Genomic DNA, 16274 nt, shown 5'->3' with positions numbered 1-16274 from the left:
CCGGTACGGCCACCTCACGCAGGACGGTCAGGAGCGCTGCCGTCAGGTCGTCGAGACGGCCGTCGGGCCGCACATGCTCACACCAGGTCGAGCGACCGCAGCGCGCGGCGCTGACTTGGTGCTGACCTGACCGGCCAGAAGATGTAGCAGACCCCGCCCGTAGCGCTTCTGACCTTGCCGTTTGCGTCGTACCTCTTCGTACGCAGCCAGATGTTCTCCCACTCGCGCCGCCGGTAGACGCGGCGCACGGCCTCGTTGCCGGGCGAGGCGGGGTCGTTGGCGATCACGTCGCCGTCCGCGGTGAAACCGATGACGGTCATCAGGTGGCCGGCGGTGCCGTAGCCGGCACCGGTCAGCTCCTCCTTGCGGAAGGACTGCGACGTGATGGCCGGAATCCCGGCCCGGATGAGGGTCTCCAGGTCCGTGAGCGAGCGCAGGCGGGTCACCACGGCGTTCATGTCCGGGTAGGTGGCGGCGTAGGCGGCGTTGAAGGGCCAGTTGCCGCAGCCCTCGTACTGGTGGTCGAAGGTGAAGCGGGCCGCGTGACACACCTGGGGGTCGGTGAAGGCCGGGTTCACCCAGGCCAGCTGCTCCGGGCTCGGGCGGCGGCCCCAGTACTCGATGATCATCTGCGAGGAGGTCGGACTGCACCACGCCTCGCCGCCGTTGTCGTACTCGGGGTACCGCCCGACGTGAGTGTTCTGCGAGTAGCGCGGGACGGTCAGCTCGCGGTCGAGGCCGGGCGTCGAGGCGGGCACGGTGAACCGGTCCGGGATGTCGGACGCCATCGCGCCGAGTCGCCACACGGTCGGGGTCAGAGCGGTGCCGGGAGTCCGGTGGAGCGTCAGCCTCAGCTGGTACGAGACGAGCCGCAGCCCGCTCGTGGTGTCGTCCACGGAGAAGGTGTCGGTCCAGACGGAGCTCTTGCCGTCGGTCTGGTCGTCGACGGAGGTACGGCGGATGTCGCCGTCGCCGGCCGCCCAGCGGCCCATCACGTACCAGGGGGTGGTGGTGGCGTCGTTGTACGTGCCGCGCAGCTCGATCTGGATCCAGGTGCCGGGCGGGGTGTCGGCGTTCCAGGAGGCGATGACCTCGGTGGCGGGCACGGTGGAGGTGTGAACCGGGGAGGTCCAGGTCGCGTACTCCCAGGTGGAGGTGCGGCCGGTGTGGGGGTCGGCGTAGTCGAGGCGGCCCGCGGGGGCGTCGATCTCCAGGCCGGGCCGGTGGCCCGCGACGGCCCGGGTCCCAACGGAGGCGCCGCAGCGCCAGTCCGTGTACGAAGTCCAGAAGCGGTTGTCGACGAGACCGGACGCGGCGACCTCGGCGACCTCCTCCGCGTCGGCCAGGGGCCGGGCGGTCGCCGGGGCGGCGGAGGCCGCGGCCGTACCGGCGGCTGCCGCGAGGGCCGCGGCGAGAACGGTTCTGCGCGGGGTGGAACTGGTCATGGGCGGTGACCCCCTGTCGGAGAACGGCGGTGGCGTACGGACGGCGGGTGGGGCGGCGAGGCGCACGGCAGGCATCACCGGGCGGGGTGGAGCGGTGCCCGGGCGTGCTCACTATCGCGGCTCGCGGAGCGCTTCTGCCAGCGATTCGCCTCGCGTCGAGCGACCAATATTGGTCTCGACCAGTGACGGTCCCACCCCGGTCGGCCAGCGGCCGGACAAGATCCAGAAGTCACTCCCCAGGCCGGGTCCGTCACGTCCCGCCCGGCCCGCGGGCAGACGGCGCTTCCTTCCGGACACGACCTAGGCTGGAGTCCATGGACTCCCTCGACCGCGCCGCCGATGCGCTGCGCCGCCGTCCGCCGACCTGTGGGCCGGTGCGGCTGGTCGCGGTGGACGGGCACGCGGGCTCGGGAAAGTCGACCTTCGCCGCGCGGCTCGCCGCCCGACTGGCCGCGCCGGTGCTCCATCTCGACGACCTCGCCTGCCACGAGGAACTGTTCGAGTGGACGGAGCGCATGCGGACGCAGGTGATCGCGCCCCTCGCGCGGGGCGATGTCGCGCGCTATCACCCGTACGACTGGAATCTGCGGAGCTTCGGGCCGCCGAGGGAGCTGCTCCCGGCGCCGGTCGTGCTGGTCGAGGGCGTGGGGGCCGGGCGCCGGGCGCTGCGTCCGTATCTCGCCGCGCTGCTGTGGATGGAGCGGGGGCCCGAGGAGTCCTGGGCACGCGGCCGGCACCGGGACGGACCGGCCCAGTCGGCCTTCTGGGACGGCTGGACGGTGGCGGAGACACGCCATTTCGCCGCGGACCCTTCCCGTCCCTTCGCCGACGCCCTGGTACGGGAGTGCCCAGAGGGTTATGAGTGGCTTCCCGGGCCGCAAGTGACAGCAGGCCCGAACCAGATCATCACGGAACGTGACGGCGCTCGACACATGATCTGAGCAGCCGGAACTCGACGTCCGCAAGTGCCTCAAGTCCGCTTGACCCAAGGGGCGTACAGGTCTTACGTTCTCAATGTGCGGCTTTTCGGAGCCGCCGCGGACACGAAGCCCCCGGTTGTTCCCCCGTGATCGGGGGCTTCGTTCTGCCCCGATCGACCCCTTCACCGGCCCGCCGCGAACCCCTGACGCTTACCCAGGGTCACCGCCGCCGGATCATGCGCTTCTCCTTCGTCGCGCCCCCTCTGCGCAGGTACGATGCCCCTCGGTGGGGTCATATCCCGTCCACGAGAAGGCGGTTCTGTACGGCTTCCGGCGGGCGCCCGCCCGCCGGGACAGCAACGGGGGCACGTTTTGTGGGGGACCCGATGGACATCGGCACGCAGGGCGGACAGACCCCTGCCGAACTCGCCTGGCTGCGGGGGGTGGACGCCTACACGATGGGCGCCTATCCGCAGGCCGAGGAAGAGTTCCGGACCGCGGTACGCGTCGATCCCGGCATGGCGGACGCCTGGCTCGGGCTGCACGCGTTGCGCGTGGACACCACCACGGCGCTGCTGCGGATGTACCGCAATCGCGAGCGGTTCGGCGAACAGCGCGCCCGGCACCGCCGGACCCTGAACTCCTGGTACTGGCTGGGCTGGTGGGTCCAGCCCGTCCTCGAAAGCCCGCGCGACCTCCTGCTCGCGCACGCGTCACACTGGCTGGACGGGCGCCATGTGCCGGAGCTGGATCGGGCCTTGGCGGGGCTGCCGCCGGTCGACACCGATCCGCAGGTTCGCTTCCTGCACGCCTGCCGGTCCTATCTCGTCAAGGACTGGGAGCAGCTGGTGCGGCACACCGAGCCGCTGGTGGACGATCCGCTGCTCGGGATCGAGGCCGGGCTCTTCGGCGGGATGGCCCGCGTCCGCCTGGAGATGTACGGCCAGGCGGAGCCGCTGCTCTCGGCGGCGCTGATGCGCTGCCGCAGCGAACAGCCGCAGCGCAAGGAGCTGCGCTACTGGCTGGCCAGGGCACACGAGGGCACCGGGCGGAGCGCCGCCGCCCTGCCGCTCTACCGGGCGGTGCACCGGATCGACCCGGCGTTCATGGACACGGCCGCCCGGCTGGCGGCGATCACCGAGTACGACGGGTTCGAAGGACCGGAGGACGCGGCCGGGCTCGCCTCTGTCGCCCTGAGCGGCGTGGGGCAGGACACCGCCGACGCGGCCCAGGGCGATCTCGACGGCCCGGTGGTGGACGGCCTGCGGCTGGGCACGGAACCCACGCCCACCGTCTCCCCCGCCGTCCCCGTCTCCCCCGCCGGCCCGCCCGAGCCACCCGACGGTGTGCGCCAGAAGGCCGCCGTCCCCCGACAGCCCGCTCCCCCGCGCTTCCCCGCCAGCCCCACCGACCCGGCCCTGCTCGCGCAGGCGCTCGCGGAACTGGAGCGCATGGTCGGGATGGAGCCGGTGAAACGCCAGGTCAAGGCGTTGTCGGCACAGTTGGAGATGGCCCGGCTGCGGGCGGGACAGGGCCTTCCCGTCCAGCCTCCGAAACGTCACTTTGTCTTCTCCGGTCCCTCCGGCACCGGGAAGACCACCGTCGCGCGGATCCTCGGCCGGGTCTTCTACGCGCTCGGCCTGCTCGGCGGCGACCATCTCGTCGAGGCCCAACGGGCGGACCTGGTGGGCGAGTTCCTCGGCCAGACGGCGGTCAAGGCGAACGAGCTGATCGACTCCGCGATCGGCGGGGTCCTCTTCGTGGACGAGGCGTACTCCCTCTCCAACACCGGTTACAGCAAGGGCGACGCGTACGGCGACGAGGCGCTCCAGGTGCTGCTCAAGCGGGCGGAGGACAACCGCGACCACCTGGTGGTGATTCTGGCCGGTTATCCGGAGGGCATGGACCGGCTGCTCGCCGCCAACCCCGGGCTCTCCTCCCGCTTCACGACCCGGGTCGACTTCCCCTCGTACCGCCCGCTGGAGCTCACCTTGATCGGCGAGGTGCTCGCCGCGGCGAACGGGGACGGCTGGGACGAGGAGGCACTGGAGGAGCTGCGCTCGATCAGCGGCCATGTCGTCGACCAGGGCTGGATCGACGAGCTCGGCAACGGCCGTTTCCTGCGCACGTTGTACGAGAAGTCCTGCGCCTACCGGGATCTGCGTCTCTCCGGCTACCCGGGCACGCCCACGCGCGAGGACCTGGCCACCCTGCGCCTCGCCGACCTCATGCAGGCCTACGGCGAGGTGCTCTCGGGCCGTGGTCCGTCCGCCCGGGGCTCCCAGGAGCCGCCGGGGCTGTGAGGGCGACGAGCGCCCCGGTCCGCCGACCGCGATCGGCGGACCAGGGGTCCGGGACCGGTCAGCGGGCCAGGGCCTGGGACGCCTGCCCTGGGCGCTGCTCGCCCAGCGAGCCGACCTCGCCCAACGGCAGCGCCTCTCCCGGCGGCAGGGCGGTGAGCGCGTCGGCGCGGTGCGCGGGGTGGCGGTGCGCGGGGTCGCGGACCTCACCGACCAGCGTCTCCAGGACGTCCTCCAGCGCGACGAGGCCGAGGACGCGCCCCGAGCCGTCCGCGACCTGGGCGAGGTGGGTGGCCGCGCGGCGCATCACGGTGAGGGCGTCGTCGAGCGGTAGCTCGGCACGGAGCGTCGCCATCGGGCGCCACACCTGTTGTGGCACCGCCCGTTCCCGCTCCTCCAGATCGAGGACGTCCTTGACGTGCACGAAGCCCATGAAGGTGCCGGACGTCCCGCGCCCCTCGGCGCAGACCGGGAAGCGGGAATAGCCGGTGCGGACGGTGAGCTCCTCGATCTCGCGCGGGGTGACGGCCGGTGTAACCGTGACCAGCGCCGAGCGGGCTATGAGGACGTCCGTCACCGGGCGGCTGCCCAGTTCGAGGACGTCCTCAAGGCGCTCCTGCTCGCCCGGGTCGAGCAGTCCCGCCTGGCCGGCGTCCTCGACGAGGCGGCCGAGCTGCGCACTGGTGTAAACGGCCTCCACCTCGTCCTTCGGCTCCACCCCGAAGGCTCGCAGCACCAGTCGGGCGCAGGCACCCAGCGCGGTGGTCACGGGCCGGCAGAGCCGGGCGAAGCCGACGAGGCCGGGGCCGAGCAGCAGTGCGGTCCGCTCCGGCGCCGCCATCGCGAGGTTCTTCGGGAGCATCTCGCCGATGACGAGGTGCAGGAAGACGACCGCCGCCAGCGCCACGACGTACCCCAGGGGGTGGATCAGCCCCTCGGGCACCCGTACGGCGTGGAAGACCGGTTCGAGGAGGGCGGCGACGGTGGGCTCGGCGACCGCGCCGAGGGTCAACGAGCAGACGGTGATGCCGAACTGGGCCGCCGCCATCATCTGCGGCAGGTGTTCGAGGCCGTACAGCACCTGTGCGGACCGTTTGGAGTCGAGCGGTTCGATCTGGCTGCGGCGCACGGAGACGAGTGCGAACTCGGCCCCGACGAAGAAGCCGTTGGCCACCACGAGGAGCAGGGCGAACAGCAGGGGGAGCAGGCTCATCGGACCGCCTCCGCGGCGAGGGGCCGCTCGGCCGTCCGTACGATCCGAACACGTTCGGCGCGATAGCGGTCCACCTGCCGGACCGACAGCCGCCAGCCAGGGAGTTCGGCCCGGTCCCCGGGCGCGGGGATGCGCCCCAGGAGGCCGGCGACGAGCCCGGCGACCGTTTCGTACGGGCCGTCGGGCACGTCGAGTCCTATCCGGTGCAGGGTGTGCACCCGGCACGAGCCGTCGGCCTCCCACGCGGGGTTGCCGTCCTCGGCGGCCACGGCGGCCAGCTCGGGCCGTTCGTCGGCGGCGGTGTCGTGCTCGTCGCGCACCTCGCCGACGAGCTCCTCCACGATGTCCTCCAGGGTGACGACCCCGGCCGTGCCGCCGTACTCGTCGACGACGACGGCGATCGGCTGTTCGCGCCGGAGCCGTTCCAGGAGCGCCTGGGCCGGCAGGCTCTCGGGGACGAGCAACGGCGGGACGGCGATGCGTCCGACCGGCGTACGCCCCCGCTCGTGCGGGGGTACGGCGAGCGCGTCCTTGAGGTGGACCATGCCGACGATCTCGTCGATGCGCTCGCGGTACACGGGGAAGCGCGACAGGCCGGTCGCCCGGGTGAGGTTGAGGACGTCGGCCGCGGTGGCGTCCGACTGGAGGGCGCTCACCTTCACCCGCGGTGTCATGGCGTGCTGCGCGGTGAGTCCGCCCAAGGAGAGGGAGCGTACGAACAGCTCGGCCGTGTCCTGTTCCAGCGCGCCGGCCCGGGCCGAGTGCCGGGCCAGGGAGACCAGCTCGCCGGGGGTACGGACGGAGTCCAGCTCCTCGGTGGGCTCGACGCCCAGGAGCCGTACGAGCCGGTTGGCGACCCTGTTCAGCAGGGCGATCACCGGTCGGAAGACGGTGGAGAAGAGGTGCTGCGGACCGGCGACGAAGCGGGCCACCTGGAGCGGCCGGGAGACCGCCCAGTTCTTGGGGACGAGTTCGCCGATCACCATCTGGACGGCGGAGGCGAGGAGCATCCCGATGACCACGGAGATCCCGGAGACGGCGCCGCCGGGCAGTCCGGTGGCGGTCAGCGGTCCGTCGAGGAGCTGGGCGAGCGCCGGCTCGGCGAGCATGCCGACGACGAGTGAGGTGAGGGTGATGCCGAGCTGGGTGCCGGAGAGCTGGAACGAGAGCTCGCGCAGTGCCTTGACGACTCTGCGGGCGCGCCGGTCGCCGGCGGCCGCGGCCCGTTCGGCGTCGGCGCGTTCCACGGTGACGAGACCGAACTCGGCCGCCACGAAGAAGCCGTTGGCGAGGATCAGCAGGAAGGCCGCGGCGAGCAGGAGAAGAGGGATGATCATGCCGCCGCCTCCGTGGAGGGGGCGGCGCTTGTACTACCGGACGATCCGTCCATTGCCGGAGGGAGTCACTCCTCGGGTCGCAGGGGGCCCCGCGGGCCGCGGCGGCGGCCCTGCACATGCGAGGCGGTGGTGCCGCTCGGCACCACCGCCTCCAGAGTAATCACGCCGACCCGGCGCGGGGCAGGGGGTCGGCCCCGTATGGGGGACTCAGCCCGCGTCGGGGCCGGTGCCGCGGCTCTCGGCGAGGGCCCGCAGGGCGCGGGCGTCGCGGATGGCCTGCTGCTTGGCGATGCCGGGCTGGATGCCGAGGGCGGGCATGCTGGTGCCGTCGCTCAGGTCCAGGAAGACCCAGGGATCGCCGGGCCGCAGGTTGACCCGCAGGATCTCCGCCCACGCCAGTCGGCGCGTCCGGGTGATGTTGACGACCGTGACGCCGTTCTCGTCGGCGACGACCTTGGGCCGGCTGAGCAGCGCGAGGACACCGAGGAAGAGCGCCGCGGTGAAGATGAAGCTGGCCCGCTCGCCGGGGCCGAGCTGCTCCAGCATGAGCGCGACGGCGGTGATGACGACGAACATCACCGTCCCCACGGTCAGCAGGACCGCACGGGTTCGGCCCGGCCGGAAGGTGACCGGGAGGGCGGGCGTAGGTGACTCGGTCATGCTGTTCCTCTGTGCCTCGTGCGTGCCGCGTGTGCCTCGGGTGCCGCGCGGTGCCGCGTGCCGTGGGTCGTCGTCGGAGACTCAGAGACGGCAGGCGTGGATGGCCGTCGTCAGAATGGCGCGGGCACCCAGTTCGTACAGGTCGTCCATGATCCGCTGCGCGTCCTTGGCCGGCACCATGGCCCGGACCGCGACCCAGCCCTCGTTGTGCAGGGGCGAGACCGTCGGCGACTCCAGGCCCGGGGTGAGGGCAACGGCCTGCTCCAGGTGCTCGGCACGGCAGTCGTAGTCCATCATCACGTAGCTGCGGGCCACCAGAACGCCCTGGAGGCGGCGCAGGAACGTCTGGACCCCGGCGTCGTCGGTGGTGGCGCCGGCGCGCCGGACGACGACGGCCTCCGACTTGAGGATCGGCTCGCCGATGACCTCGAGGCCTGCGTTGCGCAGGCTGGTGCCGGTCTCGACGACGTCGGCGATGATCTGGGCGACGCCGAGCTGGATCGCGGTCTCGACCGCGCCGTCGAGGTGGACGACGGAGGCGTCGATGCCCTGGTCGGCGAGGTGCTTGGCGACGATTCCCTCGTACGAGGTGGCGATCGTCATCCCGCCGAAGTCCTCCGGGCCCTTCGCGGTGCCGGGGCGGGTGGCGTAGCGGAAGGTCGACCGGCCGAAGTTCAGCGGGAGGATCTCCTCGGCGTTCGCGCCGGAGTCCAGCAGCAGGTCACGGCCGGTGATGCCGATGTCGAGCTTGCCCGAGGCCACGTAGATCGCGATGTCCTTGGGGCGCAGGTAGAAGAACTCGACCTCGTTCTCGGGGTCGATGACGACGAGTTCCTTGGACTCCTTGCGCTGGCGGTAGCCGGCCTCATGGAGCATCGCCGACGCAGGTCCGGACAGTGAACCCTTGTTGGGGACGGCGATGCGCAGCATGGGGTGGGCTTCCTTTGCCTGAGAGTGTGCCGGGAGTGGGGAAGGGTGTGACGGGGGTGCTCAGAGGTGGGCGTAGACGTCGTCGAGCGAGATCCCGCGGGCGACCATCATCACCTGGACGTGGTACAGCAGCTGCGAGATCTCCTCGGCGGCGGCTTCCTTGCCCTCGTACTCGGCGGCCATCCAGACCTCGGCGGCCTCCTCGACGACCTTCTTGCCGATGGCATGGACGCCCTTGTCCACCAGTTCCGCGGTGCGGGAGGTGGCCGGGTCGCCGTTCTCGGCCTTGAGCTTGAGCTCGGCGAAGAGCTCTTCGAAGGTTTTGTTCGCCATGATGGTCCTAAGAGTACGGGGTAAGGGTCACGCACTCAGCGCCAGGGTTCGCTGACCGTGCGCAGCGTGGTCGCGGTGGCGACGGCGGCGGTGACGGCCTCGTGGCCCTTGTCCTCGCTGGACCCCTCGAGGCCGGCCCGGTCGAGGGCCTGCTCCTCGTTGTCCACGGTCAGGACGCCGAAGCCGACGGGTACGCCGGTGTCGATCGAGACCTGGGTGAGGCCGTGGGTGACGCCCTGGCACACGTACTCGAAGTGCGGGGTTCCGCCGCGGATGACGACGCCGAGCGCGACGATGGCATCGTAGCCGCGACCGGCGAGAACCTTCGCCACCACCGGGAGTTCGAAGCTGCCCGGGACGCGCAGGAGCGTCGGCTCGTCGATGCCGAGCTCGTGCAGGGCCCGCAGCGCGCCGTCGACGAGTCCGTCCATGATCTTCTCGTGCCACTGCGCCGCGACGACCGCGACCCGGAGGTCGCCGCAGTTCTTCACGCTGAGGACGGGTGCGCCCTTGCCGCTCATGTCTCTCCCTGCTCGGATTGCTCGGTACCGACTGCTGACTCGCTGTTGCTGACTAGCTGACTTACTGGTTGCCGCAGGTGGTGGCCGTGGAGGCCTCCAGCCAGGGCAGGTCGTGCCCCATCCGGTCCCGCTTGGTGCGCAGATAACTGATGTTGTGCTCACCCGCCTGGACCGGCATGGCCTCGCGGCCCTCGACCTTCAGGCCGTACCGCGTGAGGGCGGCGATCTTGTCGGGGTTGTTGGTCATCAGCCGCAGGCTGCGGACGCCGAGGTCGACGAGGATCTGCGCGCCGGCCGCGTAGTCGCGGGCGTCGGCCGGCAGACCCAGCTCCAGGTTGGCGTCGAGGGTGTCGCGCCCGCGCTCCTGGAGCTCGTACGCGCGCAGCTTGGACAGCAGGCCGATGCCGCGGCCCTCGTGTCCCCGCAGATAGACGACGACGCCACGGCCGGCCTCGGTGATCCGGTCCATGGAGGCCTGCAGCTGGGGGCCGCAGTCGCAGCGCAGCGAGTGGAAGATGTCGCCGGTCAGGCACTCGGAGTGGACCCGGACCAGGACGTCCTCGCCGTCGCCGATCTCACCGTGGACGAGCGCGACGTGCTCGACGCCGTCGACGGTGGAGCGGTAGCCGTACGCGGTGAAGTCGCCGTGCGCGGTCGGCAGCCGGACCTCGGCCTCGCGGCGGACGGTCGGCTCGGCGGAGCGCCGGTAGGCGACGAGGTCCTCGATCGAGATGATCGTGAGGCCGTGCTTGCGGGCGAACGGGACGAGCTCGGGCAGGCGCAGCATGACGCCGTCCTCGCCGGCGATCTCGACGATCGCGCCGGCCGGTCGCAGGCCCGCGAGGCGGGCCAGGTCGACGGCGGCCTCCGTGTGGCCGTTGCGGACGAGGACGCCGCCGGTCTTGGCACGCAGCGGGAAGACGTGGCCGGGGCGGACGAAGTCGGACGGCTCGTACGCGCCGCTCGCCAGCATCCGCAGGGTGGTGGCCCGGTCGGCCGCGGAGATGCCGGTGGTGACGCCGTGCGCGGGGGCCGCGTCGACGGAGACGGTGAAGGCGGTGCTCATCGACTCGGTGTTGTGCTCGACCATCTGCGGGAGCTGGAGGCGCTCCAGCTCCTCGCCCTCCATGGGGGCGCAGATCAGGCCGCGGCACTCGCTCATCATGAAGGCGACGACTTCGGGGGTGGCCATCTCGGCGGCGATGACGAGGTCGCCCTCGTTCTCGCGGTCCTCGTCGTCGACGACGACCACGGGCCGGCCGGCGGCGATGTCGCGAATGGCCTGCTCGACCGGGTCGAGGGAGAGGTCGGTGGCGTCCCACAGGGGCAGCGCGCTCATGAGAGGGCTCCTTCCAGAGCGGGAGCCGTACGCGTCCGGAGCCACCAGTCGCGCATGCCCCAGATGACGAGGGCGAAGTAGATCACGTAGACCAGACCGGAGAAGGCGAGGCCGCTGTTGAAGGCGAGGGGGACGCCGACCAGGTCGACGAGGAGCCAGGCGAACCAGAACTCGACCAGGCCGCGGGCCTGGGCGACCATCGCGACGAGGGTGCCGACGAAGATGTACGCGTCGGCCCACGGGCTCCAGGAGAGCGAGGGGTAGAGCGTGAAGAGGCCGCCGACCGCGAGGGTGCCGAGGACGGCGCCGGTGAGGAGCAGGCCGCGCTCCTTCCAGGTGGCGAAGCGGACGGCGATGGAGCCGTCCTGGGCCTGCTGCCTGCCCCGGTTCCACTGCCACCAGCCCCACGCGGCGACGCCTATGACGAGGAGCTGCTTGCCTACGCCGCCGCTGAGGTGGGCGGAGGCGTAGGCGCCGACGAGGATGACGCCGGAGAGCAGCTGGGCGGGCCAGGTGAGGATGGAGCGCCGCCAGCCGAGCGCGAGGGCGATCAGACCGATCGTGTTGCCGATCATGTCGGACCACATGATGTGCTGCCCGAAGGCGCTGAAGGCCTCGGAGTTGAGCCAGTTCACTTGACGTTCTCCTGGGCGTTCGGGCCGAGCAGCCGCTCGACGTACTTGGCGATGACGTCGACCTCGAGGTTGACCGGGTCTCCGGGCTGCTTGATGCCCAGGGTCGTCAGGGCGAGGGTCGTGGGGATGAGGCTGATGGTGAACCAGTCGGCCGCGGCCTCGACGACGGTGAGGCTGACGCCGTCGACCGTGATCGAGCCTTTCTCGACGACGTAGCGGGAGAGCTGGGCGGGCAGGGCGATCTTGACGATCTCCCAGTGCTCGGACGGGGTCCGGTCGAGGACGGTGCCGGTGCCGTCGACGTGTCCCTGGACGATGTGGCCGCCGAGACGGTCGCCGACGGCCATGGGCCGTTCCAGGTTGACCCGGGAGCCGACCTCCAGGGCGCCGAGGCTCGACCGCTTGAGGGTCTCGGCCATCACGTCGGCGGTGAACTCCCCGTCGCCGAACTCGACGACCGTGAGACAGACACCGTTGACGGCGATGGAGTCGCCGTGCTTGGCGCCTTCCGTGACCAGGGGGCCGCGCAGGCGGAAGCGGGACGCGTCGTCCAGCTTCTCGACGGCGGTGACCTCACCCAGTTCTTCGACGATTCCGGTGAACACGCTCAGCGCTCCTTGTTCGTGACGGGAGTGGCGGTGATACGAAGGTCGGGTCCGATGCGGACGGTCTCGGTGACGTGGAGCCGCAACGCGTCGGTGATGGTGGTGATTCCGGCGTCGGCGAGGGCGTTCGGGCCCGCGCCCAGGAGGACCGGGGCGAGGTAGCCGACGACCTTGTCGACGGCCCCGGCGGCGACGAAGGCGCCCGCGAGGGTGGGGCCCCCTTCGAGGAGGACGGAGCGCACCCCCCGCTCGTGCAGCGCGTCCAGGAGGGCCGGCACCGAGAGGCCCCGGTCCGCCCTGGGCAGTCGTACGGCATCGGTCAGCGGGGTCTCGGCGTCCTCGGCGACGGCGATCAGGGTGGGTGCGGCGTCGTCCAGGATCCGGGCGCCCGGCTTCACGGCCGTGGCCTCGGTGTCGACGACGACCCGCAGCGGCTGGACGGCCTCCTCGATGCCGCGTACCGCCAGGTGGGGATCGTCGGTCCGGGCCGTGCCCGACCCGACCACGACGGCGTCGGCCTCGCCCCGCAGCCGGTGGACGTCGGCGCGGGACTCGGCGGAGGTGATCCAGCGGGAGGTGCCGTCGGCGGCGGCGATCCGGCCGTCGAGGGTGGCGGCGTACTTCCACGTGACGTGGGGCCGACCGAGGCGTACGGACGTGAGCCAGGCGATGTTGCCGGCCTCGGCCTCGTCCGCCAGAAGGCCTCCCAAGACCTCCACGCCGGCCGCCCGGAGGGTGTCGGCACCGCCTGTGGCCTGCGGGTTCGGGTCACCGACGGCATAGAAGACCCGGCTGATGCCGGCCTCGAGGAGGGCCTCAGCACAGGGGCCGGTGCGGCCGGTGTGGTTGCAGGGTTCGAGGGTGACGTAGGCCGTGCCGCCGCGGGCGAGGACGCCGGCCTCGCGCAGGGCGTGGATCTCGGCGTGCGGTCCGCCGGCGCGCTGGTGCCAGCCCTCGCCGACCTGGTGACCGGAGGCGTCGAGGACGACGCAGCCGACGACCGGGTTGGGGCTGGTGGAGCCGAGTCCGCGGGCGGCGAGCACGATCGCTCGGCGCATGGCGGTGATGTCGGCCTGCGTGGCCACCGGGTCCTCCTGCCTCTTCGGGCACGGACTCCGGGGCTGTCGATGACGACAGGGAGCGGGAACACCGACCTCGCGAGGGGACACCGAGGCCGCATACAGCGGTCGCCACGAGTGCCGGGGAAACCGGCGGCGCCGGAGAACCGGCGGCGGCGACCAGCGGAATACGGCCGGCACGCCCGTGAAGGGTCGCCCGCCGCGCACTGCCTCCCATCCGGACTTTCACCGTCGGTCCAGGAATCTCACCTGGTCAACCGGCCGCTGGCTGCGGACGGGTCGCGGACTATACCGCCGGTTCGGAATTACACCGACCCCGGAGTGCGCTGCTGCTGATACAGAGCCAGTGTGCCACGGCTGATCGCGGGCCAGGCGGGTGATGCCCTGTGGGCTGGCTCACAAGCAGGGACCACCGCTTCGATGGTCCAGACCTATTGACGCACTGGTCTAGTCCTCTTAATCTCCGTGTCACCTCCGAGGTACGGCCCGCCGGTGTGCGCACTCCACGGGCCCAACACGACCCACCCCCTTGTTCGTTGTGTGCCGACCGACCTCCCAGGAGGAAACCGATCGTGCTGTCCCCCACCAAGACGAGAGCCTCGCTGCTCGCGACCGGCGCGGCCGTCGCCGGGCTGCTGATCAGCTCGCTCTCCGGCGGCGTCTCGCACGCGGCCGACAACGAGAGCTGTCGCCCGGACGGGCTGTACAAGACGCCCGGCGTCGACGTCCCGTACTGCTCGGTCTACGACACCGAGGGCCGCGAGAAGATGGGCGCGGACCACCAGCGCCGGGTCATCGGCTACTTCACCGGCTGGCGCACCGGCAAGAACGGCGAACCCGCCTACCTCGCGAACAACATCCCGTGGGGCAAGATCACCCACATCAACTACGCCTTCGGGCACATCGGTTCCGATCACAAGCTGTCGGTGGGCACGGAGGGGCCGAACAACGCGGCCACCGGGATGACCTGGCCCGGCGTCGCGGGCGCCGAGATGGACCCGGCGTACGCCTACAAGGGCCACTTCAACCTGCTCAACAAGTTCAAGAAGCAGCATCCGGACGTCAAGACGCTGATCTCGGTCGGCGGCTGGGCGGAGACCGGCGGCCACTTCGACGACAACGGCGACCGCGTGAACTCCGGCGGCTTCTACTCGATGGCCACCAACGCCGACGGTTCGGTCAACCAGGCCGGGATCGACACGTTCGCGGACTCGGCCGTCGCCTTCATCAAGAAGTACGGCTTCAACGGCGTCGACATCGACTACGAGTACCCGACGACCATGAAGGACGCGGGCAACCCACTCGACTGGCAGCTCTCCAACGCCCGGCGCGCGGGCCTGGTCAAGGGCTACGACGCGCTGATGAAGTCACTGCGCGAGAAGCTCGACCGGGCGGGCGCCGCCGACGGCAGGCACTACCTGCTGACCGTCGCCGCGCCCTCCTCCGGCTACCTGCTGCGCGGCATGGAGACGTACCAGATGCAGAAGTATCTGGACTACGTCAACATCATGTCCTACGACCTGCACGGTGCGTGGAACGAGTACGTCGGCCCCAACGCCTCGCTCTTCGACGACGGCAAGGACGCCGAGCTGGCCGCCGCGAACGTCTACGGCTCCGCGCAGTACGGCTCCATCGGCTACCTCAACACCGACTGGGCGTACCACTACTTCCGCGGTTCGATGCCGGCCGGCCGGATCAACATCGGCCTGCCGTACTACACCCGCGGCCACAAGAACGTGCAAGGCGGTACGGACGGCCTGTGGGGCAAGGCCGCCGCGACCACCTGCCCGGCGGGGGCGGGCCTGACCAAGTGCGGCGACGGCGCCGTGGGCATCGACAACCTGTGGCACGACAAGGACACCAACGGCGTCGAGTCGCCGGCCGGCTCCAACCCGATGTGGCACGCCAAGAACCTCGAGAAGGGGATCGTCGGCGACTACGTCACCCGGTACGGCTTCCCGGCGAACACCACGCTGACCGGCACCTACGCCCGTAAGTACGACTCGACCCTGGTCGCGCCGTGGCTGTGGAACGCACAGAAGAAGGTCTTCCTCTCCACCGAGGACGAACAGTCGGTGGCGGCGAAGGCGGACTACGTCGTGAACCGCGGCATCGGCGGCACGATGGTCTGGGAGATGGCCGGCGACTACTCCTGGAACGCCGTCAAGGGCCAGTACGAGATGGGCTCCACACTCACCTCGCTGATGTACGACAAGTTCAAGGCGGCCGCTCCGTACGGCGCCGAGAAGTCGAACGCGACGATGCCGACGAAGGCCGTGAACGTCGGCGTCGAGTTCACCGACTTCAAGCTGGGCGACTCGAACTACCCGATCACCCCCAAGATCAAGATCACGAACAACACGAAGACCCCGCTGCCCGGCGGCACGGAGTTCCAGTTCGACTACGCGACCGCGGCCCCGAACAACGCCTCCGACCAGTCCGGCTTCGGTACGAAGGTGATCAGCAGCGACCACACCGGCAGCAACGTCGGCGGCCTGAAGGGCGACTTCCACCGGGTGTCGCTCAAGCTCCCGGCCTGGCAGTCGCTGGCTCCGGGCGCGACCGTGGACCTGGCGTTCAACTACTACCTGCCGGTCTCCACGCCGTCGAACTGGACGGTGAACATCAGCGGGACGACGTACGCGCTCGCCGGCGACCTGGCGCGCGGGACGACGGTGGTGGAGCCGGGCGGCTCGACCCCGACGCCGACCCCCACGCCGACGGGGCCGACGCCCACGCCCACGCCCACGGGCCCGACCCCGACGCCGACCAGCCCGGGTGGCACCTGCACCGCTCCGGCGTACGTGGCCGGCACGGTCTACAACGCCGGCAACGAGGTCTCCCACAAGGGCCGCAAGTGGAAGGCCCAGTGGTGGACGCAGAACGAGGAGCCCGGCACGACCGGCGAGTGGGGCGTCTGGAAGGACCTCGGCACCTGCTGAGCGGGGCCTCCTGAA

General features: G+C 71.1%; 14 protein-coding genes and 1 riboswitch. Of the genes, 3 read left to right on the top strand and 11 right to left on the bottom strand.

Translation table 11 applies throughout. The features are described from left to right. Window positions 1-77: 77 nt before the first annotated feature. Complete coding sequence (locus IE136_RS10785; protein WP_158985344.1) at window positions 78-1445, bottom strand: C39 family peptidase; 1368 nt, start codon at window positions 1443-1445, stop codon at window positions 78-80. A gap of 314 nt (window positions 1446-1759) precedes the next feature. Between IE136_RS10785 and IE136_RS10780 the strand changes: the two genes are divergently transcribed. Both IE136_RS10780 and IE136_RS10775 read left to right on the top strand, forming a co-directional pair. After that, window positions 1760-2386 carry a uridine kinase family protein gene (locus tag IE136_RS10780; RefSeq protein ID WP_189600198.1) on the top strand — a complete coding sequence of 209 codons (627 nt, stop codon included), beginning with the start codon at window positions 1760-1762 and terminating at the stop codon, window positions 2384-2386. 365 nt (window positions 2387-2751) lie between these two features. Next, on the top strand, window positions 2752-4668 hold the full coding sequence (locus IE136_RS10775; RefSeq protein WP_158985348.1) for an AAA family ATPase: 1917 nt from the start codon (window positions 2752-2754) through the stop codon (window positions 4666-4668). 58 nt (window positions 4669-4726) lie between these two features. Here IE136_RS10775 and IE136_RS10770 read toward each other — a convergent pair whose 3' ends face one another. The 10 genes from IE136_RS10770 to ribD all read right to left on the bottom strand — a co-directional run bounded on the left by IE136_RS10770 (window position 4727) and on the right by ribD (window position 13323). Next, complete coding sequence (locus tag IE136_RS10770; protein WP_158985350.1) at window positions 4727-5878, bottom strand: hemolysin family protein; 1152 nt, start codon at window positions 5876-5878, stop codon at window positions 4727-4729. After that, entirely contained in the window at window positions 5875-7215 is a 1341-nt protein-coding gene (locus IE136_RS10765; RefSeq protein ID WP_158985352.1) for a hemolysin family protein, read from the bottom strand. Before IE136_RS10765 ends, IE136_RS10770 begins: the two co-directional genes overlap by 4 nt. Before the next feature lie 207 nt (window positions 7216-7422). Further along, a complete protein-coding gene (locus IE136_RS10760; RefSeq protein WP_158985354.1) occupies window positions 7423-7875 on the bottom strand; it encodes a PH domain-containing protein in 453 nt (150 codons plus the stop codon). 81 nt (window positions 7876-7956) lie between these two features. Then, window positions 7957-8805, bottom strand: coding sequence for an ATP phosphoribosyltransferase (gene hisG / locus IE136_RS10755; protein WP_158985356.1), 849 nt, complete (start codon window positions 8803-8805; stop codon window positions 7957-7959). Between the two features lie 60 nt (window positions 8806-8865). Next, window positions 8866-9138: a phosphoribosyl-ATP diphosphatase gene (locus IE136_RS10750; RefSeq protein WP_053643769.1), complete on the bottom strand. Its 273-nt coding sequence runs from the start codon at window positions 9136-9138 to the stop codon at window positions 8866-8868. A 35-nt stretch (window positions 9139-9173) separates the two neighbouring features. Beyond that, the gene (ribH, locus tag IE136_RS10745; RefSeq protein WP_158985358.1) at window positions 9174-9659 is read right to left on the bottom strand and encodes a 6,7-dimethyl-8-ribityllumazine synthase; all 486 of its coding nucleotides are present in this window, start codon (window positions 9657-9659) and stop codon (window positions 9174-9176) included. A gap of 61 nt (window positions 9660-9720) precedes the next feature. Next, the gene (locus IE136_RS10740; protein WP_158985360.1) at window positions 9721-10998 is read right to left on the bottom strand and encodes a bifunctional 3,4-dihydroxy-2-butanone-4-phosphate synthase/GTP cyclohydrolase II; all 1278 of its coding nucleotides are present in this window, start codon (window positions 10996-10998) and stop codon (window positions 9721-9723) included. Then, on the bottom strand, window positions 10995-11585 hold the full coding sequence (locus IE136_RS10735) for a nicotinamide mononucleotide transporter family protein (protein WP_158994059.1): 591 nt from the start codon (window positions 11583-11585) through the stop codon (window positions 10995-10997). The genes IE136_RS10740 and IE136_RS10735 overlap by 4 nt, the downstream gene beginning before the upstream one ends. A 44-nt stretch (window positions 11586-11629) precedes the next feature. Then, window positions 11630-12238, bottom strand: a complete 609-nt coding sequence (locus IE136_RS10730) for a riboflavin synthase (protein WP_158985362.1) — start codon at window positions 12236-12238, stop codon at window positions 11630-11632. A gap of 2 nt (window positions 12239-12240) precedes the next feature. Further along, window positions 12241-13323, bottom strand: coding sequence for a bifunctional diaminohydroxyphosphoribosylaminopyrimidine deaminase/5-amino-6-(5-phosphoribosylamino)uracil reductase RibD (gene ribD, locus IE136_RS10725; protein ID WP_189600197.1), 1083 nt, complete (start codon window positions 13321-13323; stop codon window positions 12241-12243). 193 nt (window positions 13324-13516) lie between these two features. Next, window positions 13517-13646, bottom strand: a riboswitch (FMN riboswitch). Between the two features lie 243 nt (window positions 13647-13889). On the opposite strand from ribD, the gene IE136_RS10720 reads away from it, so the two are divergent. Continuing rightward, window positions 13890-16259 (top strand): chitinase C-terminal domain-containing protein, encoded by a 2370-nt coding sequence (locus tag IE136_RS10720; RefSeq protein ID WP_189600196.1) that lies wholly within the window; start codon window positions 13890-13892, stop codon window positions 16257-16259. Window positions 16260-16274 lie beyond the last annotated feature (15 nt).

It is taken from the genome of Streptomyces lateritius (assembly GCF_014649715.1).
GTDB classification, from domain to species: domain Bacteria; phylum Actinomycetota; class Actinomycetes; order Streptomycetales; family Streptomycetaceae; genus Streptomyces; species Streptomyces lateritius.
The sequence above is the reverse complement of the archived record's forward strand: the minus strand, read 5'-3'. Positions and strand labels throughout refer to the sequence as shown.

Coding starts and splice junctions, on each gene's coding strand:
- IE136_RS10785 (WP_158985344.1), bottom strand. CDS start 1,445: ATGACCAGTTCCACCCCGCGCAGAACCGTTCTCGCCGCGGCCCTCGCG.
- IE136_RS10780 (WP_189600198.1), top strand. CDS start 1,760: ATGGACTCCCTCGACCGCGCCGCCGATGCGCTGCGCCGCCGTCCGCCG.
- IE136_RS10775 (WP_158985348.1), top strand. CDS start 2,752: ATGGACATCGGCACGCAGGGCGGACAGACCCCTGCCGAACTCGCCTGG.
- IE136_RS10770 (WP_158985350.1), bottom strand. CDS start 5,878: ATGAGCCTGCTCCCCCTGCTGTTCGCCCTGCTCCTCGTGGTGGCCAAC.
- IE136_RS10765 (WP_158985352.1), bottom strand. CDS start 7,215: ATGATCATCCCTCTTCTCCTGCTCGCCGCGGCCTTCCTGCTGATCCTC.
- IE136_RS10760 (WP_158985354.1), bottom strand. CDS start 7,875: ATGACCGAGTCACCTACGCCCGCCCTCCCGGTCACCTTCCGGCCGGGC.
- hisG (WP_158985356.1), bottom strand. CDS start 8,805: ATGCTGCGCATCGCCGTCCCCAACAAGGGTTCACTGTCCGGACCTGCG.
- IE136_RS10750 (WP_053643769.1), bottom strand. CDS start 9,138: ATGGCGAACAAAACCTTCGAAGAGCTCTTCGCCGAGCTCAAGCTCAAG.
- ribH (WP_158985358.1), bottom strand. CDS start 9,659: ATGAGCGGCAAGGGCGCACCCGTCCTCAGCGTGAAGAACTGCGGCGAC.
- IE136_RS10740 (WP_158985360.1), bottom strand. CDS start 10,998: ATGAGCGCGCTGCCCCTGTGGGACGCCACCGACCTCTCCCTCGACCCG.
- IE136_RS10735 (WP_158994059.1), bottom strand. CDS start 11,585: ATGTGGTCCGACATGATCGGCAACACGATCGGTCTGATCGCCCTCGCG.